At 55.3% G+C, this 25,912-nt stretch carries 24 protein-coding genes and 1 tRNA gene; 11 read left to right on the top strand and 14 right to left on the bottom strand.

Annotation, left to right across the window (positions count from 1 at the left end):
- The first annotated feature begins 13 nt into the window (after positions 1-13).
- From panB to acs, 4 genes are read left to right on the top strand one after another with little or no spacing between them, the layout of a single operon-like run.
- A complete protein-coding gene (gene panB / locus D0544_RS10195) occupies positions 14-808 on the top strand; it encodes a 3-methyl-2-oxobutanoate hydroxymethyltransferase (protein WP_125018198.1) in 795 nt (264 codons plus the stop codon).
- Entirely contained in the window at positions 805-1,653 is an 849-nt protein-coding gene (gene panC / locus D0544_RS10200) for a pantoate--beta-alanine ligase (protein ID WP_125015967.1), read from the top strand. Before panB ends, panC begins: the two co-directional genes overlap by 4 nt.
- Positions 1,654-1,679: 26 nt before the next feature.
- A complete protein-coding gene (gene pgi, locus D0544_RS10205; RefSeq protein ID WP_279387279.1) occupies positions 1,680-3,320 on the top strand; it encodes a glucose-6-phosphate isomerase in 1,641 nt (546 codons plus the stop codon).
- A gap of 56 nt (positions 3,321-3,376) precedes the next feature.
- Positions 3,377-5,314, top strand: coding sequence for an acetate--CoA ligase (acs, locus tag D0544_RS10210; RefSeq protein ID WP_125015969.1), 1,938 nt, complete (start codon positions 3,377-3,379; stop codon positions 5,312-5,314).
- Positions 5,315-5,388: 74 nt separating this feature from the next.
- On the opposite strand, the gene D0544_RS10215 is transcribed toward acs, so the two are convergent.
- Positions 5,389-7,107: a sensor domain-containing diguanylate cyclase gene (locus tag D0544_RS10215; protein ID WP_125015970.1), complete on the bottom strand. Its 1,719-nt coding sequence runs from the start codon at positions 7,105-7,107 to the stop codon at positions 5,389-5,391.
- Positions 7,108-7,267: 160 nt separating this feature from the next.
- Here D0544_RS10215 and D0544_RS10220 point away from each other — a divergent pair.
- Positions 7,268-7,344: transfer RNA gene (locus tag D0544_RS10220), tRNA-Ile, on the top strand.
- A 698-nt stretch (positions 7,345-8,042) separates the two neighbouring features.
- Here D0544_RS10220 and D0544_RS10225 read toward each other — a convergent pair.
- A complete protein-coding gene (locus D0544_RS10225; protein ID WP_125015971.1) occupies positions 8,043-8,990 on the bottom strand; it encodes a LysR family transcriptional regulator in 948 nt (315 codons plus the stop codon).
- Positions 8,991-9,108: 118 nt separating this feature from the next.
- Here D0544_RS10225 and D0544_RS10230 point away from each other — a divergent pair, with 118 nt between their 5' ends.
- Together D0544_RS10230 and D0544_RS10235 are read left to right on the top strand one after the other, a co-directional pair.
- On the top strand, positions 9,109-10,116 hold the full coding sequence (locus tag D0544_RS10230) for an NADP-dependent oxidoreductase (protein WP_125015972.1): 1,008 nt from the start codon (positions 9,109-9,111) through the stop codon (positions 10,114-10,116).
- A gap of 102 nt (positions 10,117-10,218) precedes the next feature.
- A complete protein-coding gene (locus tag D0544_RS10235; RefSeq protein WP_125015973.1) occupies positions 10,219-10,899 on the top strand; it encodes a type 1 glutamine amidotransferase domain-containing protein in 681 nt (226 codons plus the stop codon).
- 650 nt (positions 10,900-11,549) lie between these two features.
- On the opposite strand, the gene D0544_RS10240 is transcribed toward D0544_RS10235, so the two are convergent.
- The 4 genes from D0544_RS10240 to D0544_RS10255 all read right to left on the bottom strand — a co-directional run bounded on the left by D0544_RS10240 (position 11,550) and on the right by D0544_RS10255 (position 14,174).
- Positions 11,550-12,323 carry a phytanoyl-CoA dioxygenase family protein gene (locus D0544_RS10240; RefSeq protein ID WP_125015974.1) on the bottom strand — a complete coding sequence of 258 codons (774 nt, stop codon included), beginning with the start codon at positions 12,321-12,323 and terminating at the stop codon, positions 11,550-11,552.
- A 56-nt stretch (positions 12,324-12,379) separates the two neighbouring features.
- A complete protein-coding gene (locus D0544_RS10245) occupies positions 12,380-13,321 on the bottom strand; it encodes a carbon-nitrogen hydrolase family protein (protein ID WP_125015975.1) in 942 nt (313 codons plus the stop codon).
- Positions 13,322-13,354: 33 nt separating this feature from the next.
- Positions 13,355-13,789 carry a GFA family protein gene (locus tag D0544_RS10250; protein WP_125015976.1) on the bottom strand — a complete coding sequence of 145 codons (435 nt, stop codon included), beginning with the start codon at positions 13,787-13,789 and terminating at the stop codon, positions 13,355-13,357.
- Between the two features lie 115 nt (positions 13,790-13,904).
- Positions 13,905-14,174: a hypothetical protein gene (locus D0544_RS10255; protein ID WP_125015977.1), complete on the bottom strand. Its 270-nt coding sequence runs from the start codon at positions 14,172-14,174 to the stop codon at positions 13,905-13,907.
- A 1,094-nt stretch (positions 14,175-15,268) separates the two neighbouring features.
- On the opposite strand from D0544_RS10255, the gene D0544_RS10260 reads away from it, so the two are divergent.
- Positions 15,269-15,946 (top strand): YajG family lipoprotein, encoded by a 678-nt coding sequence (locus D0544_RS10260; protein ID WP_125015978.1) that lies wholly within the window; start codon positions 15,269-15,271, stop codon positions 15,944-15,946.
- Positions 15,947-16,244: 298 nt separating this feature from the next.
- On the opposite strand, the gene D0544_RS10265 is transcribed toward D0544_RS10260, so the two are convergent.
- Positions 16,245-16,514 (bottom strand): hypothetical protein, encoded by a 270-nt coding sequence (locus D0544_RS10265; protein WP_125015979.1) that lies wholly within the window; start codon positions 16,512-16,514, stop codon positions 16,245-16,247.
- 164 nt (positions 16,515-16,678) lie between these two features.
- On the opposite strand from D0544_RS10265, the gene D0544_RS10270 reads away from it, so the two are divergent.
- A complete protein-coding gene (locus D0544_RS10270) occupies positions 16,679-17,275 on the top strand; it encodes a MarC family protein (RefSeq protein ID WP_125015980.1) in 597 nt (198 codons plus the stop codon).
- Positions 17,276-17,609: 334 nt separating this feature from the next.
- On the opposite strand, the gene hydA is transcribed toward D0544_RS10270, so the two are convergent.
- The 6 genes from hydA to D0544_RS10300 form a co-directional block, all read right to left on the bottom strand.
- Positions 17,610-19,025 carry a dihydropyrimidinase gene (gene hydA / locus D0544_RS10275; protein WP_125015981.1) on the bottom strand — a complete coding sequence of 472 codons (1,416 nt, stop codon included), beginning with the start codon at positions 19,023-19,025 and terminating at the stop codon, positions 17,610-17,612.
- A gap of 25 nt (positions 19,026-19,050) precedes the next feature.
- Positions 19,051-20,265: a cysteine desulfurase-like protein gene (locus D0544_RS10280; protein WP_125015982.1), complete on the bottom strand. Its 1,215-nt coding sequence runs from the start codon at positions 20,263-20,265 to the stop codon at positions 19,051-19,053.
- Positions 20,262-20,798 carry an ureidoglycolate lyase gene (locus tag D0544_RS10285; protein ID WP_125015983.1) on the bottom strand — a complete coding sequence of 179 codons (537 nt, stop codon included), beginning with the start codon at positions 20,796-20,798 and terminating at the stop codon, positions 20,262-20,264. Before D0544_RS10285 ends, D0544_RS10280 begins: the two co-directional genes overlap by 4 nt.
- A gap of 9 nt (positions 20,799-20,807) precedes the next feature.
- Positions 20,808-21,545: an amino acid ABC transporter ATP-binding protein gene (locus D0544_RS10290; RefSeq protein ID WP_125015984.1), complete on the bottom strand. Its 738-nt coding sequence runs from the start codon at positions 21,543-21,545 to the stop codon at positions 20,808-20,810.
- An 8-nt stretch (positions 21,546-21,553) separates the two neighbouring features.
- Positions 21,554-22,258, bottom strand: coding sequence for an amino acid ABC transporter permease (locus tag D0544_RS10295; RefSeq protein ID WP_207905855.1), 705 nt, complete (start codon positions 22,256-22,258; stop codon positions 21,554-21,556).
- 64 nt (positions 22,259-22,322) lie between these two features.
- Positions 22,323-23,111, bottom strand: a complete 789-nt coding sequence (locus tag D0544_RS10300) for a transporter substrate-binding domain-containing protein (RefSeq protein ID WP_207905856.1) — start codon at positions 23,109-23,111, stop codon at positions 22,323-22,325.
- Between the two features lie 182 nt (positions 23,112-23,293).
- Between D0544_RS10300 and D0544_RS10305 the strand changes: the two genes are divergently transcribed.
- Positions 23,294-24,016, top strand: coding sequence for a FadR/GntR family transcriptional regulator (locus D0544_RS10305; protein WP_125015986.1), 723 nt, complete (start codon positions 23,294-23,296; stop codon positions 24,014-24,016).
- Between the two features lie 387 nt (positions 24,017-24,403).
- Positions 24,404-24,928, top strand: coding sequence for a hypothetical protein (locus tag D0544_RS10310; protein ID WP_125015987.1), 525 nt, complete (start codon positions 24,404-24,406; stop codon positions 24,926-24,928).
- A 25-nt stretch (positions 24,929-24,953) separates the two neighbouring features.
- On the opposite strand, the gene D0544_RS10315 is transcribed toward D0544_RS10310, so the two are convergent.
- Positions 24,954-25,871 (bottom strand): LysR family transcriptional regulator, encoded by a 918-nt coding sequence (locus D0544_RS10315; protein WP_125015988.1) that lies wholly within the window; start codon positions 25,869-25,871, stop codon positions 24,954-24,956.
- Between the last annotated feature and the right edge of the window lie 41 nt (positions 25,872-25,912).

The following is a 25,912-nucleotide window of genomic DNA, read 5'->3' on the forward strand; positions in this document are numbered from 1 at the left end:
ATTGGTGATCGCGTTGAATATAACCCTCGACACTCTTCGTAAGCTCAAGGCCGGTGGCGACAAGTTTGCCTGCCTGACCGCTTACGATGCCGCCTTTGCCCATGCGGTCAGTACCGCCGGAGTGGAGGTTATCCTGGTCGGCGATTCCCTGGGCATGGTACTGCAAGGACGCGACAGCACCCTGCCGGTAACGGTCGAGGATATGGTGTACCACACTCGCTGCGTTGCCCGCGGCAACCAGGGGGCCCTGATCATGGCCGACTTGCCCTTTGGCAGCTACTCCAGCCCCGAGCAGACCCTCGAAAACTCGGCCGCGCTGATGCGCGCCGGGGCCCACCTGGTCAAGCTGGAGGGCGGCAGCTGGCTGTGCGATAGCGTGCAGCTACTGGCCCGTAACGGCATTCCCGCCTGTGTCCATCTGGGGCTCACCCCCCAATCGGTCAATGTGTTCGGCGGATTCAAGGTACAGGGCCGCAATCAGGACGCAGCGCGCGCGATGGTCGAAGATGGCCAGCGACTGGACCAGGCCGGCGCTGCCCTGCTGCTGCTCGAATGCGTCCCCTCGACGTTGGCCAGGGAGTTTACCCAGGCGGTGTCCGCGCCGGTGATCGGCATCGGGGCGGGTGGTGATACCGATGGCCAGGTGCTGGTACTGCACGACATGCTGGGGGTTACCCCCGGTCGCCGCCCGCGCTTCGTTAAAAACTTCATGGAGGGGCAATCCAGCATCGAAAACGCCATCAAGGCCTACAGCGAGGCGGTCAAATCCTCCCAATTCCCCGCCGAGGAGCATCAGTTCACATCATGAATACCGTTTACAGCATTGCCGATGTGCGTGAATACGTGCGGACTGCCCGGGCAGCTGGCCAGCGTATCGCCTTTGTCCCCACCATGGGTAATCTCCACAAGGGACACCTGACTCTGGTGCACAAGGCCCGTGAACACGCCGACCTGGTGATTGTCAGCATCTACGTCAACCCGCTGCAGTTTGGTGCCAGCGAGGATCTCGAATCCTACCCCCGCACCCTGGCCGAAGACCAGGCCCAGCTCAAGGACGAGAAGGTTGACCTGCTGTTTGCACCCTCCAGCAACGAGATCTATCCCCACGGTATGGAACACCACACCAATGTTTCGGTGGACTGCCTCTCCAATATGCACTGCGGCAAGAGCCGTCCGGGCCACTTCACCGGCGTAGCAACCATCGTCTGCAAGCTGTTTAATATTGTACAGCCCGACGTCGCGGTGTTTGGGGTCAAGGATTTCCAGCAGCTGGCGGTGATTCGCCAGATGGTGGAGGATCTCTACATGCCGGTTGAGATCATCGGTGCCGACATCGCCCGTGACAGCCGTGGCCTTGCGCTCAGCTCCCGTAACGGTTACCTGAGTGACGCCGAGCTGGATATCGCCCCCAGCCTCTACCGCGTCCTCTGCGAGGCTCGTGAACAGATATTGCAAGGGGTCAGTTACGACCTGATCCTGCGGGATGCGCTGGCCAAACTGGCCCAGGCCGGGCTTAAGCCCGACTATATTGATATCTGCAGCCAACATAGCCTGCAACCCGCCAGTGCCCAGGACCGGGAGCTGGTGATTCTGGCCGCCGCCCACCTCGGTCGTGCGCGCCTGATCGATAACGTCACCCTGACCCTCGACTGAGGAGCCCGGGCAACAGGAGAGGAATCCTGAAACAGTACGCCGCCTACCCGCTGCTGGCGCAGCACAAACAGCGCCTCACCGAACAGACCCTCTGCGACCTGTTCGCGCAGCAACCCGACCGCTTCCAGCGCTATCATCGGGTGGCGGCCGACTGGACCCTCGACTTTTCCAAGAACCGGATTGACGATTCCGCCCTGGCCGAGCTGTTGCGGCTCGCCGAGCAGACCGGTATCGCCGACAAGCGCGACGCCCTCTTTGCCGGCGAACCGGTCAACCATACTGAACAGCGCCCTGCCCTGCACACGGCGCTGCGCAGCCAGGACACCCAACCGCTGATTGTGGATGGGGAGGATATTCGCCCCCTGATCCACTCAACCCGGCAGCAGATCCAGCGCTTATGCGAGCAGATCCACGGCGGGCAGTGGCGCGGCTTCAGCGGCCAGCCGATACGGGACGTGGTTAATATCGGCATCGGCGGCTCCTTCCTGGGCCCCAAGGTGGTGATCGAAGGGCTGCAGCCCTACCGCCACCCCGGTATCAAGGTGCACTTTATCGCCAACATTGACCCGGCGGACATGCAGGAAACCCTCAACCGGATCGATCCCGCCACCACGCTCTTTATTGTCGCCTCCAAATCCTTCGGCACCCAGGAGACAATCTGCAACGCCCGCGCCTGCCGCGCCTGGCTGCAGGCCGCCGGGGTGGCAGAGGCCGATCTGGCCAAGCACTTTGTGGCGGTGACCGCCAATGTGGCCAAGGCCGTCGCCTTTGGTATCGATGCCCGCAATGTACTGCCGATGTGGGACTGGGTGGGCGGGCGCTACTCGCTCTGGTCCGCCATTGGCCTGCCGATCGCCCTCGGGGTGGGTTACCAACACTTCTGCCAGCTGCTCGATGGTGCCCGTGCCATGGACGAGCATTTCTGCGAGGCCCCCCTCACCGACAACCTGCCGGTGCTGCTGGGGATGCTCGGTATCTGGTACCAGAACTTCTGGCACGCCCGTAGCCACGGCCTGCTCTGCTACAGCTACTACCTGCGCAGCCTGGTGGATCATATCCAGCAGCTCGACATGGAGAGTAACGGCAAGAGCATCAACCGCCTTGGCACAGTGATCAACTACCGAAGCGGCGCCATTATCTGGGGCGGTGAAGGCTGCAACGGCCAGCACGCCTACCACCAGCTGCTGCACCAGGGCAACCAGTTCACCCCGGTGGACTTTATCCTGCCGCTCCTGAGCCACCACCCGGAACACCAAGCCCAACACCGGATACTGGTGGCCAACGCCCTCAGCCAGAGCCAGGCCCTGATGCAGGGCAAGAGCAGCGGCCAGATCAGCGATGAGTTGCGCGCCCAGGGGCTGGACGCCGCGGCCATCGAAGCACTGCTCCCCCACAAGATGGTGCCCGGCAACCGACCCAGTAACACCCTGGTCACCGACCGCCTCACCCCCCACAGCCTGGGGGCCTTGCTGGCGCTCTACGAGCACAAGGTGTTCGTGCAGGCGATGGTGTGGGGCATCAACCCCTTCGACCAATGGGGAGTTGAACTGGGTAAACAGCTAAGCGACACTCTGCTTGAAAGGTTACAGGACCCCGGGGCGCCGGCGGATCAGGACAGTTCCAGCAACGGTTTGATCAGGCTTTATCATCGCGCTCTCGACGTGTAACCGTCACGGCCCCTGCGGCCGCGTACTATAACAATAACCCAAACGAGAGACGCAACATGTTCGAGATTGAAAACCATCCGGTCAAGGATGCCATCAAGCAACGCGCCCATATCAACGATGCCCAGTACAAGGAGATGTACCAGCAGTCCATCGAGCAGCCCGACACCTTCTGGGGCAATATGGCCAGCGAGTTCCTGGAGTGGTTTACCCCCTGGGAAAAGGTCTCCGAGTTTGATTTCAATAAGGGCGAGGCCACCTGGTTCAAGGGCGGGAAGCTGAACGTCAGCCACAACTGCATCGACCGCCATCTCGCCACCAAGGCCAACGATACCGCCATTATCTGGGAGGGGGACAATCCGGACGAAGACCTCACCATCACCTACCAGCAGCTGCACGACAAGGTGTGCCGCCTGGCCAACGTTCTCAAGGCCCGCGGCGTAAAGAAGGGTGACCGGGTCTGCATCTACATGCCGATGATCCCCGAAGCGGCTTACGCCATGCTGGCCTGTGCCCGCATCGGCGCCGTGCACTCGGTGGTGTTCGGCGGTTTCTCCCCCGAATCCCTCAAGGACCGTATTCTCGACTCCGACTGCCAGGCCGTAATCACCGCTGACGAAGGTCTGCGTGGAGGCAAGGCGGTACCCCTCAAGGTCAACACCGACACCGCGCTGGCCAGCTGCCCCAACGTGCACACCGTCGTGGTCGTCAAACGCACCGGCGGAGAGATCGCCTGGAACGACAGCCGTGACATCTGGTACCACGAGCAGACCGACGCCGCCAGCAACCAGTGTCCTGCCGAACCGATGGACGCTGAAGACCCGCTGTTCATCCTCTACACCTCCGGCTCCACAGGCAAGCCCAAGGGGGTGCTGCACACCACCGGCGGCTACCTGTTGCAGTCGGCCATGACCCACAAGTACATCTTCGATTACCACCCCGGTGACGTCTACTGGTGTACCGCCGACGTCGGCTGGATCACCGGCCACTCCTACATCGTCTACGGCCCGCTGTGCAATGCGGCCATCACCCTGATGTTCGAGGGGGTCCCCACCTACCCCGACGCCTCCCGCTGCTGGCAGGTGATCGACAAACACCAGGTCAATGTCTTCTACACTGCCCCCACCGCCATCCGCGCACTGATGGCCCAGGGCGACGATTACGTGACCCGTACCGACCGCTCTAGCCTCAAGATCCTCGGTACCGTGGGCGAGCCGATCAACCCCGAGGCCTGGGAGTGGTACTACCATGTAGTGGGAGAGACCCGCTGTCCGATCATGGACACCTGGTGGCAGACCGAAACCGGCGCCGTGATGATCACCCCGCTGCCCGGCGCCACCAACCTCAAACCCGGTTCCGCTACCCGCCCCTTCTTTGGTGTGCAGCCCGCGCTGGTTGACCCGGAAGGCCAGATCCTCGAAGGGGCCACCGAGGGTAACCTGGTGATCACCGCCTCCTGGCCGAGCCAGATCCGTAGCGTTTACGGCGACCACGAGCGCTGCATCCAGACCTACTACAGCACCTATCCCGGCTATTACTTCACCGGTGATGGCGCGCGTCGTGACGAGGATGGCTATTACTGGATCACCGGCCGTGTGGACGACGTACTCAACGTGTCCGGTCACCGCATGGGGACCGCCGAGATCGAGAGCGCCCTGGTGCTGCACGATGCCGTGGCCGAGGCCGCCGTGGTGGGCTTCCCCCACGATATCAAGGGGCAGGGGATCTATGCCTACATCACCCCGATGCACGATGTGGAGCCCAGTCCCGAACTGGAGAAGGAGCTGCGCGAGTTCGTCACCAAGGAGATCGGTGCCATCGCCAAGCCGGACTTCATCCAGTGGGCGGTTGGCCTGCCGAAGACCCGCTCCGGCAAGATCATGCGCCGCATCCTGCGCAAGATCGCCAGCGACGAGATCGATTCCCTGGGCGACACCTCAACTCTGGCCGACCCCAGCGTGGTCGACAACCTGATCGACAACCGCGCCAAGCGTTAAACCAAACGTTACAAGGCACAAAAAAGGGCGGCCCTTTGGCCGCCCTTTTTTGTGCCCTTCCAATCACATCATACTCAGGCCCCGACCGCCTCCGCCGCACTCTCCACCCTAAGGTAACGCACCCGGTTCTTGCCCTGCTGCTTGGCCAGGTAGAGCTGTTCATCTGCCTTGCCGATTAACTCCTCAAGCCGACCGCCGGCAACATCACTCACCGCAATCCCAATGCTGGCCGTACAGGCAAAGGCTTCGCTGCCCACCTCCACCGCCATGGTCTCGATGCGGCAACGAATCCGTTCGGCTACTCGCGCCGCCTCCTCCAACGCGGTATCGGGCAACAACGCGATGAACTCCTCTCCCCCCCAGCGCGAAGCTATGTCGCTGGACCTGAGCCCCTTGCGCAGGGTGTGGGCTACCTGCACCAACACCTCGTCGCCGGCCGTATGCCCGTGCAGGTCGTTGATCGCTTTAAAACCGTCCACATCCAGCAGTAACACGCACAGTGGCCGTCGGCTGCGCTGGGCCGAGCTCCAGAGGGGCGCCACCAGCTCGTAGAAGGCGCGCCGGTTATTCAGCCCGGTCAACGGATCGACCCGGGCCAGGGTCTCGGCCTTAACCTTTGCATCCTGGGTAATACGGAAACGGTCCGCCAGCGCCATCGCCAACAGCACCACATCGAACAACATGCCGATATCGATCGCACGGAAGGTAAGGCTGTTGTAGGGGATGACTCCCAACACCGCCAGCCCCGTCACCGAAGCCCCCCCCGCCGCCGACAGCGAGCCCAGCAGGAAGAACTTGGCTGAACGGTTGCCGGAGCGCAGCGAGAGTGCCCCCAGCCATACCATGGAGAAGGGAAACAATACCACTAAGAAAAATGCCACCCACAACGCCCAGGTGCGGTTATCAAAGGCGACCGCCAGCAGCATCAACATACAGAGCAAGAGGACGAAGGCATGCATCCCGCGATAGACACGGGGGAAGCTCTGTTTGAGATCGAGGAAGCGGCTGGCAAACAACCAGCCACTGAGGATATAACCCATCATCAACAGCGGGTTTGCCCATTGCTGCCAGACAGGCGAGTCAGGCCACCCCCACAGGTAAGCATGCCCTGTGTAAGCAAGGTTCATCGCCAGAAAGGCGGACAGGTAGAGAGCGTAATAGAGGTAACGGTTATCTCGCAGCCCGACAAAGAGCATCAGGTTGTAGGCCAGCAGGGAGCCCACCGCACCGTAGAGAAACCCGTAGCTGTAACCCTCGAAGAGGGAGGCTTCAGCCGCCGCATCCTGATCCCGTAGGTAAACCGGAAGCACCATCGGATCGCTGGTCTCCACCCGGATCAAGAGGGTGGTCTGGCCAGGGACGAAGTCGTGATCTAATACAAAGAAGCGATGGTTGTTACCTCGCTCGGCAAAAGGCGCCCGGTCGCCTGTCTGGTTGCTGGCCACCAGCCGCCCTTCATAAAACAGGTAGAATTCAACCCGGTCCAGCCAGGCAGCCTCGACCGACAGCCGCTTGCGAACCGGGAAAAGGGTGCTGTTTTGCAGCTCGGCCCCGAGCCAGTGCCCCCCCGCCCCGATACCAAAACCAAGGACCTCGCGTTGGGAGGCGCTGAACTGCCCCCCTTCAAGTGCCGCCAGCGCCTCCTGGGGGGAGAGCGGAGCACCGGGTTCCGCCAGGCTGTGCAGGTAGCGGCCGATCGGCTCCTCCACTCCAGCGGTCAGGTCAAGGGTAGCGGCACCAGCCGGTGCCGCCAGCAGCATAAGCGCAAAAAATAACGACCCCCCCCAGCCCATAACCCCCAGCCCTTTCCATCAATAGTTGGTGCACAGCCCTCCAGGGCCCGCTCAGAGCATCCTGACACAGATTCAGAATAACTCAAGCCACCCACCGCAAAGCCGACCCTGAAGGCTATTGGCTCCCCCCCACCAAGACGCTATAATCGCCGCTCTTTTCGGGCCTATAGCTCAGTTGGTTAGAGCAGGGGACTCATAATCCCTTGGTCCCAGGTTCAAGTCCTGGTGGGCCCACCAGTAAAATCAAAGCCTTGCAGCGTTTATGCCCTGCAAGGCTTTTTTGTTTATAGCCCGTGTAGACGCAATGTAGACACCGATTGATCCTTTGCTCGAAAGACTGCCAAATATCTTTTCCCCTTGATCGATTGGGATGAATTACGGAAAAAATTACCTGCCCAGAGCTCCAGGCTAACGAACTTTTCGGATGGTTATCGAGCCTAATGGAGTGTCGCTAAAAGGCAGCTATCAACACTTTGCTGCCGCTCATCTTTGGCTAGAGCAGGCTGTCGATGAAACCTCGTAGTTCCAGAAAGCGGACACCTATCAGAGCGAGAGGTCACGGCAGGAATATCTACAGCGCGGCCATCAGGATCGAAGAACCATAGGCAGCAGACCTGCTCGCTTTGGGCTTGTCAGCATGAACCAAATTCAATCTGATGATGGGCGTGAAACTCATCACTTTTCATAGGTGGGGGCTTATTGATGAGTCACCCGATTTCAGCTTATGCGCCCTAAGCAGGCATCTCGATGGCTTCCGATATTGCGGTTTCAACGACACTGCCAACATTTTCTCGTACCTTTGCAGGGGTATTCATAGACCTTAAAGTGCAGACAATCAGACACCTTCTAAGCTGTTTGCTGGGTAACGTTGTGAGAGGCAAGAGCATAATGGAGCTGGCTTAGATGGTTACCATGCCTGCAATATACCGATTGCATCAAAACGTAAAATCGACATTTATGGCTTTGAGGGTTTGGCTTAACTGCTCAAAGACCAACTGGCGCAACCAAATATGTCCAGGGTCTTTCAAATGCCGTTTATGCCAGATGATGGAATAGGTAAAGTCATCCTGTTCCAGAGGGAAGGGTAGGATTTTGAGCTGATACTGCGCCGCACAACTTTTTGCTAATCCGTAAGGTACCGTCAATATGAGATCACTTTGAGCAACCAGTGCCAGTGCTGCAACGAAATGAGGCACTCTTAATGCGATACGGCGTTTTAGCCCTTTTTGCTCGAGTAGGTGGTCAATCGCTCCCTTACGCGAGCCTCCCATCGTAATCAATGCATGCGGGTGACCGACATAACGTTCCAGATCCAGCCCTTGTGCACTGAGATGGTGCCCTTCACGCACGACACAGACAAACCGGTCACTGCCGACCCCGCGACCATGAATCGTAGCAGGGACATCGGCGACAGTGCAGGTGGCCAGGTCGATATCCTGTTGATCCAGCTGCTGCAACAAACTCTCGTGCCACGGAATGATCTCCAGATTCACCTGCGGTGCTTCGACTCTCAGGCGCTTTATTACCGACGGCAATAAGACTTGAGCGCCATAATCTGTCGTCGCTAGCCTGAAGTTATTAGTCGCCTCTGCGGGAATAAAGGTCGCCGGTTCAATCAACAGGCTGAGATCTTGCAATGACTGCTGCAGCTGAAGCGCTAGAGCTTGCGCTCGTGGGGTCGGAGCCAAGCCCTTAGGCGTGCGTGTAAACAGGGGGTCGTTAAACAGCTGACGCAACCGAGCCAAGTTACGGCTGATAGCCGGCTGGGTTAAATTCAAACGGCCGGCAGCACGGGTGACATTTCGCTCTTCCAACAGCACCTGAAAAACAGGCAGTAGATTCAGGTCAGCAGAAGACAGGCTAGTTAGATTCAAGGTTGTCATACCTTCATTGAATAACTAATAATCATAACATCTATTCTTGTAATGCATTGGATGCATCTTAAATAGCAGAATAAACTATTGGCCTGATAACTGACAACGCTTTACCAGAGGCCTAACCATGTACATCGAAAAGAACCTACAGATTCACCTTAAAAGCCGTCCCGTAGGCCTACCTGCCGCAGAAAATTTCAGTCTCGTTTCGACGCCCATTGCCATGTTGAAAGACGGCGAGGTTCTGGTTAAAAACCTATGGATGTCGGTCGACCCTTATATGCGTGGCCGCATGATTGATCGCGACAGCTACATCGCGCCTTTTGCCATCGATAAAGTTCTTGAGGGTGGCGCTATTGGTGAAGTGGTTGAATCCAACAACCCGGCATTCGTCGTCGGAGCCAAAGTCTCTAGCATGAATGGCTGGCGCCAGTATTTCACCACAACCGGTGAAGACCTGCAGGTGCTGCCAGAAACCGGGATTGCTGAACAAGCGTTTTTAGGGGTGTTGGGTATGCCGGGGCTGACGGCCTTTACCGGGCTGACGAAAATTGCAGAGCTTAAACCCAGCGATCGTGTATTTGTCTCGGCGGCATCGGGTGCAGTAGGGGCCATTGTTTGCCAAATCGCCAAATTGAAAGGCTGTTATGTGGCTGGCAGTGTTGGCTCTGATGCCAAATCCCGCTACCTGATGGAGGAACTAGGAGTCGATGCCGTGGTTAATTACAAAACCACCGACGACCTGCAGCAGGATATTGCTACCGCGTGCCCCGAAGGCATCGATGTCTATTTTGAAAATGTGGGTGGCGCGCATCTGGAAGCCGTCCTCAATCTGATGAACGCCAATGGCCGAATAGCCGTCTGCGGTATGATCGACCAATACAACGCGACAACACCTCAACCGGGGCCAGCAAACCTGTCACAGATTGTCAGAAAAAAGCTGAAGATGCAGGGCTTTATTGTGTTTGACCATTGGGATGGCTACCCCGCGTTTGTCGAGCAAATGGTGCAGTGGATTCAGCAAGGGAAAGTCAGCTGGAGGGAGACCGTTTTTAACGGCATAGAGCAGGCTCCAGAAGCGTTTATTGGCCTGTTTGAAGGTAAAAATACCGGCAAGATGCTGGTCAAGTTATAAGAAATCTGATCACTAACAGCCTAGGTTCCCGCCTCTAATCGATCAAAATGGTCGACCTAAGCCATGACTCATGGCAGGCGGTAATTTTCAAGGAAAAGCCCTATGAACATCCTATTCGTTTTGACCTCGCACGACTCGCTCGGTAATACCGGCGAAAAAACCGGCTTCTGGATTGAAGAGTTTGCTGCTCCGTATTACACACTTGCTGATGCAGGAAGTCATATCACCTTGGCGTCACCGGCGGGCGGACAGCCTCCGATTGATCCCAAAAGTGAGCTTGAGGATTTTCAGACCGACGCCACGCGTCGCTTTGATACGGATAGCGAGCTTCAGAAAAAACTGGCTAAAACGCTACGGCTAACAGAGGTCAATGCGGATGATTATGACGCCATCTTCTATCCGGGAGGGCATGGCCCCATGTGGGATTTAACCACTGATGCCGATTCGATTCGATTGATCGAAGCTTTCGCCCGGCAGAACAAGCCGATTTCCGCCGTCTGTCACGCTCCTAGCGTGCTGCTGAATGCTAAAAACGCACAGGGAGAGTCACTGCTTAATGGCAAGCAAATTACCGGTTTTACTAATACAGAAGAAGCCGCTGTTGGACTGACCGAGGTGGTGCCTTTCTTGCTTGAAGATGAACTGAAGAACCGGGGCGGATTATACAGTCAGGGCCCTGACTGGACGCCCTACTGTGTCCAGGATGGTGTGTTGATCACCGGCCAAAACCCCGCTTCGTCGACTGCCGTGGCAGAGGCAGTGTTGACCCGTCTTAAAGACTAAGCCTGATTAAGGGCTGAACGAGGAAGGACCGACGTGCTGAACTTCTCCGCCCTGCGGACGGCCCACACCTTCAAGCGTGCCAGTAGCACGCCTGGCAAACGATCACCCGGTCAACCACACCCTTTACGCGCTGAATAGTCTCCCCATAGGCGTTCTTTTTCGGCTGGCCTTCGGCGTTTTTCTCAGGGCTTTAAACAGCTGCAGCGCCTGCTCCAGACGCTTGGCAATAGGCCCACCCATCAGCAATACAAAAGTTGAGTGCATCAGCGGCAGCACGCGCTTTGTCTATCGACTCGGGCAACGCCCTGCCAGTTTGGCCTCCTCATCTGAAATCCTGCACAGCTCTCGCCAAATAGATACCTGCGGACCACCAAAATGAGCGGCGATTATAGCGTCACAGCTGCTCCACACTTCCGTTTACTGACATAGAACAGCCTCCGTCCAAGGGGCTTCCGTCCTTGGCCGGGACATCGTTTCGAACCTCATGGCGCAAGGGTCAACTGAAGCCAACAGCGACTGTAGTGGTCAAGTAAAACTGGCCAATGGTTTATAAGCCTTCCCGTACGTTCTCTCGGCCACATTTGGCGGCAGATCGTCATTGTGTCGATGATATTGATAGCGCAAAAAAGTCACTACAGATCAGGACTTAATCAGGGTTCCAATGCATCTGGATAGTACTGCTCGAGTAGCTCGTTGACGACCGCCAGGTTTTGACCGAGTTTTTTAAGCCCCAAAAGGCGCATTCGGTTGAACTTGGCGTTCTTTGGCACGAGACGCATTATGTAAGCCGCTCGCTTGCCTTGAGCTACGCCCTCGGACTTGTGGAAGAATGCATTACAGAACAGAAGCGCATCACCAGCATCCAGGGAGGGGGTGAATTTGGTCCGCTCCATATACTCATGCTCCTGCCGCGTCATTTGGAACGGTGGATGCTCCGGCACCGTCGGATCGACAACCCTCAACAGGCTATGTAACTGGTTGGCTTCACGGATCAATGACAGTCTAACGGCGCCCTCTTCCATAACGATCGACAGCTGCCCGGAGCCGACCTCGTTGACGGGTGTCAGCGGAATCCAAACAGTGAGCATCTCCTCGGGGCGCTCCATGAAGCCGATGGAGTCAAAATCTGTATGGAACGGAAAACCGTCGTCGCCGGGCGTCTTCTCCAAATAGAGATCGGCCAAAATGCGGTACTCAGGCAACAGCTGCTTGATTGTATCGGCGATCCCCAAATCCTGGTCGCGAAACACCATGGGGCCATAGATGGCTTTGGCGTAAATGTCGGCGTACCAGGTTTCACTGCTCGGCATGGCATCCAGCTTGGCCGCTAGCTTCTGCCGTATCTCCCTATTAAGCACATTGCGCACCACCTCACCATGATGTGGCGAGATGCCCTGCAAAAACTCGGGGCGGCTTGTTGTCATCTTTTGCTGACCCTTTGGTAGTTACGAGATCCTGGTGCTGATTGTCACGATCCCTGCTATTGCTCTCCCTTGAAGGAGACGGGGGCAACGTTTCCTCTGTCGACACTTAGTTGAAAAACATCGGGCCGGCCATAATGACCCGTTACATCGAGAGATTTTCTGGCGTTTTTAGAGGCCTCGAGGTCGATATCGGCGTACAGAACGGCCTTCTGTTTGTGCATCGGCCCTGCGGCGATACCACCAAAAGGCTTCACCACCACTGCGCCGCCTGTATTAATCCACTCGTCGCCATCAAACAGCTGGGCCTTGCCCGGGAAGTCAGCGGGGATATCATTTCCGGAAATGGCGGTCGCGGTACTGAGCACCCAACAGCCACCTTCTCTGGCGATGTGATTCATTGAGGCGACCCAGGTATCGCCATTGTCCCAGGTTGGAGCGATATAGATATCGATGTTTTGACTGTAGAGCGCAAATCGAGCCAGCGGCATGTAGCTTTCCCAGCAGATCAGGCAGCCCAACCGCCCTACCGCGGTTTCCACAACTTTCAGCCCGGACGCATCTCCCATGCCCCACACCATCCGTTCCGGGTTGGTGGGCATCAATTTACGGTGGCGATTGACCAGGCTGCCATCGGCATCGAACACAAACAGGGAGTTGAACAGGGTTGAACCGCTGAATTCGGATTCCAGTTCATGGCCGCCCATCACGACGACGATCTGGTGCTTGGCCGCCGCCTGGGCAATAGGGTCCAGGTCTCCCGCCTGAAGATCGACAGAGTTGGCGCGTAGCCTGGCATGTATCTCATTACCCAGCCCAATATCTCCGCCCGGCCTCAGACGCCATATCCAGGTGGGATAACCGGGCAGATAGGCCTCGGGGAAGACAATCAGCCTGGCGCCGTTGCCGGCCGCCTCTTCGATGGTTTCCACTGCCCGCGCCAGTGAAGCGTGAAGATCCAGCAGCACCGGAGGCTTTTGGGTAATAGCGACCTTAACCATGACTTTCCCCTTTTGGCTCACTGTCTATTTCATTCATTCATTCATCTCTTCGCCAGAGCCACCCATCTCGGCAGGCACGTCTTTAAGCTTGGTCACGCCGTCCTTGATCGCCAACCGATGCTCCTGATAGTGGACATGCACGCCAGCCTGATAAGGAAAGTCTGGAATCACCGCCGCAAAGACATCGATCAAGCCCATACCGGGATGCTCGGTGAAGATGTGGCCACCGCACTGTTGGCACCACTTGCGGTAACTATTGGGCGTTTTGTTGAAGGTGCCGATGTTGTCCGCGCCCTGTTGCACTTGAACCTGTTCGGGTTTCCACAGGGTGAAAGCATTAACCGGCGAAGCCGACCAGTGGCGACAGGATTCGCAGTGGCAATAGCCCATCCCTGCTGGCTCACCCGTCACGGTGAATTGGACAGCTCCGCAGAAGCAGCTGCCGCTATAGCTCTTTTGGTTAGTCATCGTTGCCTCCTGCTATAGATAGCAAGTTATCTGTCCGCTTGGGCGAGCAACGCTCTTGCACCCACCGGGGGCATGCTGTGAGCGTATGGAATATCCTTCCACATCACCGCGCATGTTAGACAAAGCCCAGCGGCCTGGCCTCGAAAGACGCCTTGGTTGCAACCGCCGGTCGCATCGTCATCCCGCGGGCATCGTTACAGATGGCTGAGTTATCACCAGGCAGGGTTTCGGCCATGCCGGCCCAGCCGTTACTGCCTTTAGCGATCTCTTTTCCCTGGTGGATAACGGTCGCGTTGGCACTGACCAGCGAAGGTGCAACGGCGCGGGGCTGGTCGATCAGAAGCGGGTGATTATCAGCCGATACCAGTGAAGTTGTGGTTAGCAAAAGCGCGTCGCAATACAGCCGTTTTGTCGAGAAGAGTATAGAACCTCCCGCGTTAGCGTCGTCGCTTGAACTGGAGGTTGGGTACAGCCATTAACCAACCGGTTTACTCGGTTGTGTAACTATAGACCACGCCGTTCGCTCTAACATAAGTTTTGAGGTGCCAAACGGCATCCCCACACCAGGCCACTGGCTGGTTTCCATGACCTTGTCGGAGAGCTTCGGCGCATCCAGGGTGATCCCCTGTGGCGGAAGCAGCCTGCCCACGTAAACCAATAATACCCACACAGTTAGAGCGCCTATACTGGAGGCATACCATTAAGCTTTTGGGTATGCACGTGTTCAGGCCGTTATCTTATCGCATGAAGGGGAACATCATGCTCAATAGATTGTTCGATAGCGCTCGTTCGCCGTGGAAACTCTTCATGTTTTGGCCAGTCTTGGCGTTTTTACTAAGCGCTTGCGTAGCCAATGTTCAATACCAGGCCGCGGTGCCTCTGATCCCCTCAGGAACGGTTGGAAAGATCCACAACGAGCTAATTGAACTTAAGTTGCCCAAGGTAACGCTATACGCCCAGCTGCAGGCATTTAATTGGAGCGGCCAGTACCTGCTACCCCCTTTAGGGTTGTGGCTGAATATAGAGCCTCACAAGGGGCCGCTATCATTAACCACAGCAAAAGTCCTCCTGCTCTCCGACGGTTCCCAAGCCCGCACAGTATCCTATCTTGGGCCAGACTCAGCCTGGTTCAGCCCGAGGGCCCTGGCAGCAGGATGCGGCCCTCGATTCTACAGAACAGGTATTGGATTGACCCGATTTGGAGCATCCCAGGAGTCAGTCCTTAGCGCAGACAACTCATTGGGAATTTTCAGGCCATCAGAACAACCGGTCTCTTTTGAGAACACAAGTTGCTTTATGTTCTGGTTTGACACCGATTCCCTTCCCAGCCACAACTTTATCTTAAAGGTCGACGGACTAAGCTCCGATGGTGAACGGATTGAGATTCCCGAAATACAGTTTCAACAGAAAACACTCAGGCAGTTTCGGGCTTTTCCCTAAACAGGGGCAGCCCCCAAACCAGACCAAATCCGGCATGCCATGTTGCCGAGACTAAGCACTCTGTTATCGATAACTGCCCTGGCCACTTCTGGCTGTGCCTGGTACGAGGAAACGTACAAGAATCCCGACAGGGAATGCTGGGCGCGCAAAGGCGAGCTACTGAATACGGTTAGCTGCCAGGCGTTTATTCAACTGAAGTGTCCTGACCCGCTCTATCCAAAAGCAGCTCCTCTTGAGAACGGGAGTACAGCCAAATCTATACCGATTTTAATCAAGGTCCCTGATGGCCCTGAGTCGCCACGCGTCGGCAACCTTATGGCTCACGTGAATCCGTACCCCATCCATGCAAAAAAATCACCCTGGCAGACACTAAAGAGAGACCTCGAACGAATCTTGCTCGAACAGGGTTACTCCATCGTTGCCGTTCCCGATGAAGCCTCTTACCTGTTTAAAGCCGACATCACTTATCTTGATGTTCGCTCAGAAACCGGCTGGGTCAAGGGAGTCACCCATGCAGAAGCAAAGTTTGTTGTAGCGGTATCAGACGCAGAAGGCAATCCATTAGGCAATAGAGGTTTTTCCGGTAAACATGACAAGGCGTTCACCTACGCCTACATAAAGGACTATGAAGTAACGCTGGGAGAGGCCTACTGCCAGGCGCTCAAGCAGTTCTCAAGCCACTTGGGAAATTCTGATTTTGAAAAGCTGCAGTGGTAATTCTCAGAATGACATGCCCCTTCAGGCGGAGACTGTTCCGGCCTCTGCCCGGTAGTTTTATTCCCTCCCCTATCGACACGGATCTGCAAGCTCATAAAGGAAGTGTTGCTTGGCCTTAGCGGGCTCTCAACAGTGAATAGAAGCATGCACAGCGCCTTGAGGCCCAGGGTTCTTTGCCACCCTCTCAACTTCGCTCACCACCCCTTGCTACCCCGGTTCAGGCCATGGTGGGCAGCCGTAACCGCCAGCAGGTCGGCCAGCAGCAGGGTACCGTAGATCATGGCGTAGGCGTTACTGGTCAGGGGCTTGAGCCCCCGTTGCTGTGGCGCAGCGAGATCATATTGCCCAGCGAAAAGAGAGAGGTGCCGAGCACCGCCAACCCCATCCCCTTGAGGTCGGCCAAGGTGGCGCCGCTGCGGTCGAGTTCCGGCCAGAACGTCAGTCCGAGGCCCGCCACCCCAAGCCCACCGGCACCAAGCACCCGCGCGCCGTCACGCTCTCCCCAGAACAGGCGGCTATAGAGGGCGTTAAAAAGAGTGACACCGGCGCAATACCGCAACCTGACCACTGCAACGCCGCTCGTCACGGCCTTACTCGACCAGCTCTGTGCCGTTCCCTGATGACCTTTACCCTGCTTTTCCTTTATCCTTAGCCGTCGGATTAGCCCCCCGGCGCCCCCACACAGCGGCCCCGCACGCCGGGAAACATCAGCCTGCACCGATAGGACACACTATGGACATCGCTACCTACCTGAACGCGGTTACCGCCCTTTTTGTGATCATCGACCCGGTGGGGGCGGCGCTGGTGTTCCACGCGTTGGTTCCGGCCGGCGATGCCCGTCACCGCTTTGCCATGGCGGCCAAGGCCACCCTGATTTCGACGTTGCTGCTGATTATCTTCGGCAACTACGGCGGGCCCCTCATGAGTCGGCTCGGTATCAGCATCGATGCGCTGCGCATCTCCGGAGGACTGCTGCTGTTCTTCACCGCCTTCAACATGATCACCAAGGATTTTGAGGTCAGCCAGTCCACCGAGCGCAAGGATGTGTCGGTCTTCCCCCTGTCGATCCCGATGTTGGCAGGCCCCGGCTCTCTCACCCTGGCGATCCTGCTTTTCTCCCGCGCGGATGCCCTCCCGGCACAGCTATCGGTGTTGACCGCTATCCTCAGCATCACCCTGCTCACCTTTGTACTGATGCTGCTATCGAAATACGTCAAGCTGGTGATCGGGCGCACCGGTGATGAGATCCTGCGTCGCTTCCTGGGAGTGATTCTTGCGGCTCTGGCCATCCAGTTTATCGCCGACGGGATTGCCGGCATGGGTTTCTGATCGACCAGCCACAAATGATGGTCAGTGCCGCAACCCCAACGCCGGTGGCCCCTATTTGATGTTGCGGGATACCTCCTACGCCCACATCATGATTCCGGTGCAGAAGCGAGACTAGCTAACGCATGGCGGGCGAGGCGTTCCGCCGTATTTGAAAGGGCTTTCAACAACTGCCGAGGTTGCTCAAGGCCTTGGCAATAGCGCCTGCCCATCAGCAAGACAAAAAACCTGCTTAACGAATCAGCTGATCTACCTAGCCCCCCATTAAGCGTTGCGCACGATTTATATAGTGGTTTAATTTTGTACCCACACAGCTGCGAAGGTCATTCCACGACCTCTAGCGTCGAACGGATTGAGGGGATCGCTCACGACTCTGGTACTGACCGTGGCCACGCTTTCCTGTTACCTTGCCATTATCCAGCACCACCACTCCCCGACTCAGCACAGTCACCGGCCAGCCTGTAATTTCGACTCCCTCATACGGCGTGTAATCGCAGGCGCTATGCAACATTTCATGGGTAATGGTTACTTTCTTGATGGGGTCCCAGAGCGCGATATCAGCATCGGACCCAACCGCAATAGTGCCTTTTTTAGGGTACATGCCATAGAGCTTCGCGTGGTTTGTCGAACTTAGTGCAACAAACCGATTAAGGTCGATACGACCTTTTGACACTCCCTCCGAAAAGAGGATGGGCAATCGTGTCTCTACTCCCGGGACGCCGTTGGCAACACGGCAAAACGAGGTATGCTCGCCTTCACGAAGTTTTCCTGTAGTCCCCTCAAACAGAAATGGGCAATGGTCCGAAGAAAACACCTGAAACACATTCTGCTGCAATCCCTCCCAGCATGCCTCCTGGCTATCTCTATCACGAGGGGGAGGAGAGCAAATATATTTAGCTCCCTCCTGCCCCTCCCTGTCCAGGTCGTCCTGGGTCAACATCAGGTACTGCGGACAGGTTTCACCGTAAATCTTCAAGCCTTTCTGCTGTCCCCAACGGATCTGCTCCATTGCTTCACGAGCTGATACGTGAACCAACAGCATTGGTACATCGATAAATTCGGCTAGCGATATAGCTCGGTGAGTAGCTTCACGCTCAACCAGTTGTGGCCGCGACAGCGCATGGGAAAATGCTTCGGTTCGACCTTCGGCTTCCAGCTTTTCAACCATATAACGAATAGTGTCATAGCCTTCTGCGTGCACCATGATGAAAGCCCCGTGACGACGAGCCACCTCCAACAAATCAAGAATCTGACGATCATCGAGTCGCAGGCCTTCATAAGTCATGAATACTTTATACGAGGTATAACCCTCATCTACCATCGCAGGCAGCTCACACTCCAGAACGTCCTTGGTAGGATCGCTGATAATCATATGGAAGCTGTGATCAATCCAGCTTTGCCCCTCGGCTTTGTCATGATAAATCTTTACCGCCTCGCGCAGTGATTGCCCTTTATCCTGGAAGGCAAATGGAATAACCGTAGTATTGCCACCGCATAGGGCTGACAACGTACCGCTATCAAAACCGTCCGCCATTACGATGCCTGGACCCGAGGGTTGATCCAAGTGAATATGGCTGTCGATACCACCGGGCATTACTAGCAGCCCGCTAGCATTGATTACGTGAGCGCCTTCATCCTGCAAGTCGGCCCCTAGGGTTGTCACTATGCCGTCCCGAATGCCGACATCGCAACGAATGGTGTCGGCTGCGGTGACGACTGTGCCACCACGAATAATAGTATCGAACTGTTTCATGCTGGATTCCTTGGTTTCTATTGCGCTAGTTGAGTATGCGGGTGAGGCTTTCGATCAACTGGTCGACCTCTTCAGTGGTGTTGTAATGCACCATGGAAACCCGGATCACTCCGTCACCGTCAACCAGATCCAGCTTTTCAATAAGCCGGCGCGAATGGAAGTCCCCGTAACGAATGCCAATTTTATCTTCATTTGCCAGCTCCACGACCTGACGAGAGTTACGCCCTTTGACCCGAAATGAAATGGTCGGGACCCTCAGTGCTCTGTTGCTACTGCTTTTACCAATAATATTTATGTCATCACGTTCCCGTAACCATGAAAGCAGGCGCTCGCTGAGCAGCTCTTCATGGGCAGCGATCGCATCAAACCCTTTAATAATTGAGGTACGGTCTCCTCCCCCGCCCCCCAGAGTATCGATGTAATCAACAATCGCCGTGGTCCCCCAGGCCAGCTCATAATTGGCATTACCAGGCTCCATTTTTGCCGGCACTTTGTCCTTCCCATAAAAATAGTGATAAAGCCCATCCAACTTCAGCATCTCTTCATGCTTTGCATATAACATAGCGAAATGGGGGCCATAGACCTTATAAAAACTGAGCACATAAAAATCGACATCCCACTCGGCTACGTCAACTGCACGGTGCGGCGCATAGGCCACCGCATCTACACAGATTTTCGCACCCTGGTCGTGAACTATCTTGGCTATATCTCCGACCGGGTAGATCTCACCAAAAATGTTGGATGCATGGGTCATGGCAACCAATTTGGTGCGATCCGTCATCAGCGCTTTAAGATCTTCGACGTCGGGTGACATAGTCTCAGAATTTATGTTCCACACCTTGATCACAGCACCGCACTCTTGCAGCGTTAGCCATGGACCTATATTCGATTCATGATCAAAGTCAGTAATGATAATCTCGTCGCCGGCCTCTATCTGCCCTCGAATCGCACGAGCCAACCATTGCAGGCATACCGTAGCACCAGGCCCAAAGGCAATCTCATCCGGGCGTTCGGCACCAACGAATCTGGCAACTTTAGTACGGGCTTCTTGCAATCTGGCCACCGCAATCTGAGACAAGGTATAGCTGGCGCCATGCTGCACATTGGTGTTAATTAAATAGTCGGATATTCGCTCTGCGACTGATTTCAGCACTTGCGAGCCACCTGCATTGTCCAGCAGCACATTGTCTGCGCAGAGACCGGGAAATTGAGATCGAACATAGTCAAGGTTTAAGGTCATGACAGTACGGTATCCTGTTGTCTAATAACGGATGAAACTTGAAATGGAGCACTGAGCCGACACTCAACACAGTCAGCATCGGTTTGCTGTTTCCACATAATCATCGTAAATAAGCCTTCTTCATCTAGCGGCATCAGTGGAAGGTGCCAAGTCTGGGGAAAGTAATGAACGCCAGTGCAAGCAGGCGCGATAAACGCCCTGACTTGATCCATATCAGGCAACCCAACTGAGTTGGATGGCGCCACAACAACCAAATAACGCTCAGATCTAACTGGGATAAAGACCTGGCTAGAATGCGGGTGGCGCTCCAATAAGTTTATAATGACCGGGAGACTACTAGGCATCACCTTATACATTGAGATGCAGGGATCGCTCTCAGTCTCGAAATGATCGAGATTGAACTGGCATTCAAATTTCTCACCCCGCCCCTGATTAACTTTAGTGCCTTGCCCTGAAACACACTGAACATCAACCAACTCTCCAAAAAGGTGAAAATCAGCACCCTCGATAGGGCACGGAAAAATAGTTTCCATAATGCCCTCCTAGTGAGAAAGAATGGATTCAAGGAAGGTTTTAAGCCGCGGGTCTTTAGGATTGGAAAATATCTCGTCCGGAGAACCCTCCTCCACAATCCTTCCGTTTTCCATGAATACCACCCGATCAGCAACTTGACGTGCGAAGCCCATTTCATGGGTCACAACAATCATTGTTACTCCATCCTGTGCTAGGCTTTTCATCACATCGAGGACTTCCCCAACCATCTCTGGATCCAGTGCTGAGGTCGGCTCATCAAAGAGCAGCACTTCAGGTTCCATAGCTAGCGCGCGCGCAATCGCTACACGCTGCTGCTGACCGCCAGATAGTTGCGAAGGATATTTTTGTGCCTGCGCGGCAATGTTCACCCTTTCGAGCAGCTTCATTGCTCTCTGCTCGGCTTCCCGCCATGACAGTCCACGCACCCGGACAGGCGCCAAAGCAACATTCCGCAAAATTGACATATTAGGAAACAGGTTAAAGCCTTGAAAGACCATACCCACGTCAGCTCTCACGGCTGACAGGTTAGCGCCATTCTCGACTCGAACCCCTGCAACGAGAATGTCGCCCTCGTCATAGGACTCCAGTAAATTAATGCACCGTGCCAAGGTTGACTTTCCTGAACCTGACGGGCCAATAACAACGACCACCTCACCTTTTGCAATATCAAGATTAATGTCTGTAATTGCAGTGAATTTACCGAAACGTTTTTCAACGCCTTTTATTTCAATAATATTTTGAACCACGGAAGCAATCACCTCTCAGCAAAACGTTTTTCAAATACTGCTACCAGGCGTACTAGTGGCAATAAGAGCAGAATATAGATTACTGCCGCGCCAATGAGCGGAGTCGGATTTGCAGCCAAGGCCTGCGCCTGTGTTGCTTGCTTTAAGAGGTCTGGCATGGCTACTACTGATGCCAGCGCAGTGTCTTTTAAAACATTAATTGAGTTACTGGTAATGGGTGGGATTACAATCTTTATTGCCTGAGGTAAAACAACATCTCCCATTAGCCAGAAATAGTTCAAGCCAAGCGCGCGCGCTGCTTCAAACTGTCCCTTTGGCACGGCTTCAATGCCCGAACGAAAAATTTCTGCAGCATACGCGCTTGAAACGATAGTTAGCGCTAAAGTTGCGGCAGTGAATGAGGTCAGGCGCACCCCTATAAATGGTAGGGCGTAATAAATAACAATGAGTAAAACCAGAAGCGGAATTGCCCGAAAGACGTCAATAAACGCGATCGCTATCCCACGAATATAAGTAGGTCCATATAAGCGGCATAGCGCCAGCATCAAACCGCCGATGAGCCCCAGAACAATACTTAATGCACCGAGCTTGATGGTTATCCACAGCCCCTTCAGCAGCATAGGTAAGGCATCGACAAATACTGGCCAATTTAGAAATGTATTAAAAATATCCAATTCATTACCCATTGCTTTTGTTATTAGTTGCGCAGCCACCAGCAGGCGTCAGCCTGTAACCTCCGACGCCCGCTAGTACTCAAAACCATATGAGATTTTTTAGCTATGACTCCTTGGGAGCATCCATTACCATCACGGTAGAGGTGGTTTTTTCAGGTACAGAGCCAAACCACTTGCCGTGAAGAGCTGCGATATAGCCCTCTTTCTTCAGTTCTGTCAGGACTGAGTTAACTTTGGCTTGCAGCGGAGAGTTTTTCGCAAACATGATCGAGTACTGCTCCCCCGTTTTGATGCGAGCAACAACCTTCAAATCTGGCTTGTCTTTGGTGTAATACTGCATTGCAGGAATATCACTGATATAACCATCGGTGCGACCGGCAACCAGGTCCAGCATTGCGTTACTTAAGCCTTCATAACGACGGATCTCAGCAATACCTGTCTTCTCTTTATTTGCCTCTGCCCAAATATCTCCGGTGGATCCAGTGTCGACAGAGATAATTTTACCCTTGATATCATCAACGCTTTTGACCTTGCTATCGCTGCGCGCCGTTAGTGATTGATCACTGTCATAGTAGGGCTGGGCAAAAGAGACCGATTTAAGGCGTTTTTCTGTGATGGTAATGGAAGAAACTGCAGCATCAATCTGGCCGGACTGAACAGCCGCAAACAACCCGTTGAATGGAATATTTGTTATCTCAACATCCATCTGTAGTCGCTTTGCAACCTCGTTTACCAGGTCAATTTCAAAACCTATATTTTTGCCGCTCTTATCCTGAAACTCCCACGGGACATTGCCAATATTTGCGCCGACCTTGAGTGTTTCTGCTTGAGCTGCATTAGCGCCTAGCGCGACTGTGGCAATAAGTAGCGTTGTTTTAAAAATATTCTTCATTCCCATTCCACCTTTAGATTATGTTGTCGTTTAGAGTATGATTCATCTCTGTGGCTGGTCTTACCGGTCAGACCGGTCTGTCCGATAATGTTTCAAGTCGGCTTCTCTTGTCAACCACAGGCCTTCTTTTCTGCAGTCTATGAATTAATTACACTGATACCGACTCAAGGATTCTTAGGTTTATGGCTTCTCTAGCGATTGATAGTCTCAAGTTGTTACTGCCTAGCAACGACACACTCAGTGCAAGATTATTGGCACGCCATCTTCAACGACTGATTTTAAATGGTTCCATTGAGCCGGGCGTTCAGCTGCCCTCTCAGCGAGAGCTTTCCGAGGGGCTATCAATCAGTCGTCCCTCCTTACGCGAAGCCATCTCTACCCTGGAAGCATTGGGCCTGGTGCGTGTTGATACGGGGAAGGGTGCTTTTGTTACTACCCCTGAGCAGCGCGTCCCAACCTGGAGATTTTCCAGCCACTGCACACCCAATGACGTATATGAGTCTCGCTATGGCCTTGAAGCGTATGCAGCGAGCTTGGCCGCGATGCGCATTGGTAACGAGAGTTTAAAGCGATTGAAAGACCGGCTGGATAACATGCGAGAGGCCGGCAAGCAGTTGGATTTAGCCCTTATATCCGTTAATGACACTGAATTTCACGACATCATTGTAGAGGCTGCAAACAATCCATTGATCTCTTTTATGTATCGCTCCCTTCGTGAGGAGCTGATCGAGTGCCAGCACGTGTTCTTAATACCCGAGGAGCTCGATAGCAATTTAAGGGAACATCAGGCGATATATGACGCTATAGAGCAAAAAAACCCCGCCGCTGCCGCTGACCAAATGCGTCAACACATAGCCGCTTCAGCAATAAGGACAGGTACCGACTTCAAACCACACCCCCTCTAGTCGAACACAATATTGGAGATAGCGGTGAGTCGAGCAGGCAGTACTTGTAGCGATTACCTGTCCTCCCCTATTCACTTGATACGGCAGGCTCTCGTCTCAGGTACAACGTCTGGTCAGGGTGACCCAGAGGCACGAGCATGAGTGATGGCATAGAGAATGCGTAACCCCATGACCGGGAGTCGCTAACCATGGCTGGCGATCAGTTTCTCACTGCCCATATAGCCGGCATGGGTTTCTGATCGATCCCGGCCCATCGCCACAACAAACTGGTCATAAAACAGGCAAAACCGACGATTCGGTCCTATAGTTATTTACCCGACTGAACGGGTTGGTTAAATGCTGTATCCAGCCTCCACCCTACAACTGCCGAGTGGCAGAGGAGGTCCCATGATGAATACCCCCAAACAACTGGCTTGCATCCTACTGCTGGCATCCTCTACTCAGGCCCTGGGCGACCAGAACCAGGCCCTGATCGACCAGGCGCGAATGGCCGCCCCCTCGATGGTCAGTGCCGAGGCCACCATTGTCTATCAAGGGAAAGTGCTCCACCAGGGCACCAACGGCTGGACCTGCATGCCGGAAACCCTGCCGGGGGATAACTCCCCCATCTGTAACGACCCTACCTGGATGCAGATGCTGCAGGCGGTGGGCAGCAAGGCGCCCTTTGAAACTCAGGGCCTTGGTTTTTCCTACATGCTGGGCGGCGATGGCGGCGTCAGCAACTCCGACCCCTACCATCCGGATCACAGGAGTGCGAAAGACTTTATCAAGGAGGGCCCCCACCTGATGCTGATCGTCCCCAGAGCCGCCCTTGAGGGGATCACGGACGACCCCCACGCCGGTGGTCCCTATGTGATGTGGCGGGATACCCCCTACGCCCACATCATGATTCCGGTGGGGGCGCGGGACTAGCAAACCGCCCAGCGGGCGCGCCGTCTTAGGTGCTCTCCAAAATCTTGAGGAAGGTATCCAGCACCAGGTTGGCACGCCCCCCCTTACGGGTGATGGCGGCAAAACGGGTGTTGTAGTGGTAGCGCTCCGGTAGCAGCACCTGCATCCGCCCCTCGCTGACCCAGCGTTGGGCAAAGTGGCTGGGGAGGTAGCCGATGTAGCAGTCGGACAGGATCAGGAAAGCCACCCCCTCCCGGTCGGTGGCGGTGGCCGACGCCTTGAAGGGTTGGTAGCGCGAGCGGATCTCCGGGGACTGGGCGTAGGAGGGAACCACCGCCTCCTGTCCGCGGATCATCGCCTCCGTCAACTGCCCTTCGGGTACCCGGAACAGGGGGTGATTGGAGGAGCAGTAGAGCAGTGACTGCTCCTCGTAGAGAGAGCGGTACTCAAGTCCGGAGAGGGGCTTCAGTTCGGGCACTACCCCCAGGTGCAGCCGCCCCTCCAGCACCCCCAGTTCGATCTCGTTGGGGGGGCTCATGCGAATGTGGTAATTGACCTCCGCCCCCTGCCCCTTCAGCGCCTTGAGGGCATTGGTGATGCGCATATGGGGCATGGTGACCAGATTGTCGGTGATACCGATATTGAGCTCCCCCTTGAGCTGGGCGTGGAGCGCATTGACCTGGGTGCGAAAATCCTCCAGCGCGGAGAGCAGCTGCAAGCTGTAATCGTAGACCCGGCTGCCCTCGTCGGTAAGGGAGAAACCGGAGCGTCCACGCTGGCACAACCGCAACCCCAAACGGGTCTCCAGATCCGCCATGGCGATACTGATCGCCGCCCGGCTGATATTAAGCTCCACCTCGGCGGCGGAAAACCCGCCGCACTCGACTACCTTGCGAAAGATCCGCAACATGCGCAGGTCGACATCGCTGACCTGCCCCTTGAACCGGCTTGGTTTGGTCTTCATGTGGCCCATTCTTTGGTTAGCATTTATTTAACTAAAGTTAA

It is taken from the genome of Aestuariirhabdus litorea (assembly GCF_003864255.1).
Lineage (GTDB): Bacteria > Pseudomonadota > Gammaproteobacteria > Pseudomonadales > Aestuariirhabdaceae > Aestuariirhabdus > Aestuariirhabdus litorea.

Excerpts from the sequence above, each read along its gene's own strand:
- panC (WP_125015967.1), top strand. The coding sequence starts at position 805 with ATGAATACCGTTTACAGCATTGCCGATGTGCGTGAATACGTGCGGACT.
- acs (WP_125015969.1), top strand. The coding sequence starts at position 3,377 with ATGTTCGAGATTGAAAACCATCCGGTCAAGGATGCCATCAAGCAACGC.
- D0544_RS10215 (WP_125015970.1), bottom strand. The coding sequence starts at position 7,107 with ATGGGCTGGGGGGGGTCGTTATTTTTTGCGCTTATGCTGCTGGCGGCA.
- D0544_RS10225 (WP_125015971.1), bottom strand. The coding sequence starts at position 8,990 with ATGACAACCTTGAATCTAACTAGCCTGTCTTCTGCTGACCTGAATCTA.
- D0544_RS10230 (WP_125015972.1), top strand. The coding sequence starts at position 9,109 with ATGTACATCGAAAAGAACCTACAGATTCACCTTAAAAGCCGTCCCGTA.
- D0544_RS10235 (WP_125015973.1), top strand. The coding sequence starts at position 10,219 with ATGAACATCCTATTCGTTTTGACCTCGCACGACTCGCTCGGTAATACC.
- D0544_RS10240 (WP_125015974.1), bottom strand. The coding sequence starts at position 12,323 with ATGACAACAAGCCGCCCCGAGTTTTTGCAGGGCATCTCGCCACATCAT.
- D0544_RS10245 (WP_125015975.1), bottom strand. The coding sequence starts at position 13,321 with ATGGTTAAGGTCGCTATTACCCAAAAGCCTCCGGTGCTGCTGGATCTT.
- D0544_RS10250 (WP_125015976.1), bottom strand. The coding sequence starts at position 13,789 with ATGACTAACCAAAAGAGCTATAGCGGCAGCTGCTTCTGCGGAGCTGTC.
- D0544_RS10260 (WP_125015978.1), top strand. The coding sequence starts at position 15,269 with ATGTTGCCGAGACTAAGCACTCTGTTATCGATAACTGCCCTGGCCACT.
- D0544_RS10270 (WP_125015980.1), top strand. The coding sequence starts at position 16,679 with ATGGACATCGCTACCTACCTGAACGCGGTTACCGCCCTTTTTGTGATC.
- hydA (WP_125015981.1), bottom strand. The coding sequence starts at position 19,025 with ATGAAACAGTTCGATACTATTATTCGTGGTGGCACAGTCGTCACCGCA.
- D0544_RS10280 (WP_125015982.1), bottom strand. The coding sequence starts at position 20,265 with ATGACCTTAAACCTTGACTATGTTCGATCTCAATTTCCCGGTCTCTGC.
- D0544_RS10285 (WP_125015983.1), bottom strand. The coding sequence starts at position 20,798 with ATGGAAACTATTTTTCCGTGCCCTATCGAGGGTGCTGATTTTCACCTT.
- D0544_RS10300 (WP_207905856.1), bottom strand. The coding sequence starts at position 23,111 with ATGAAGAATATTTTTAAAACAACGCTACTTATTGCCACAGTCGCGCTA.
- D0544_RS10305 (WP_125015986.1), top strand. The coding sequence starts at position 23,294 with ATGGCTTCTCTAGCGATTGATAGTCTCAAGTTGTTACTGCCTAGCAAC.
- D0544_RS10310 (WP_125015987.1), top strand. The coding sequence starts at position 24,404 with ATGATGAATACCCCCAAACAACTGGCTTGCATCCTACTGCTGGCATCC.
- D0544_RS10315 (WP_125015988.1), bottom strand. The coding sequence starts at position 25,871 with ATGAAGACCAAACCAAGCCGGTTCAAGGGGCAGGTCAGCGATGTCGAC.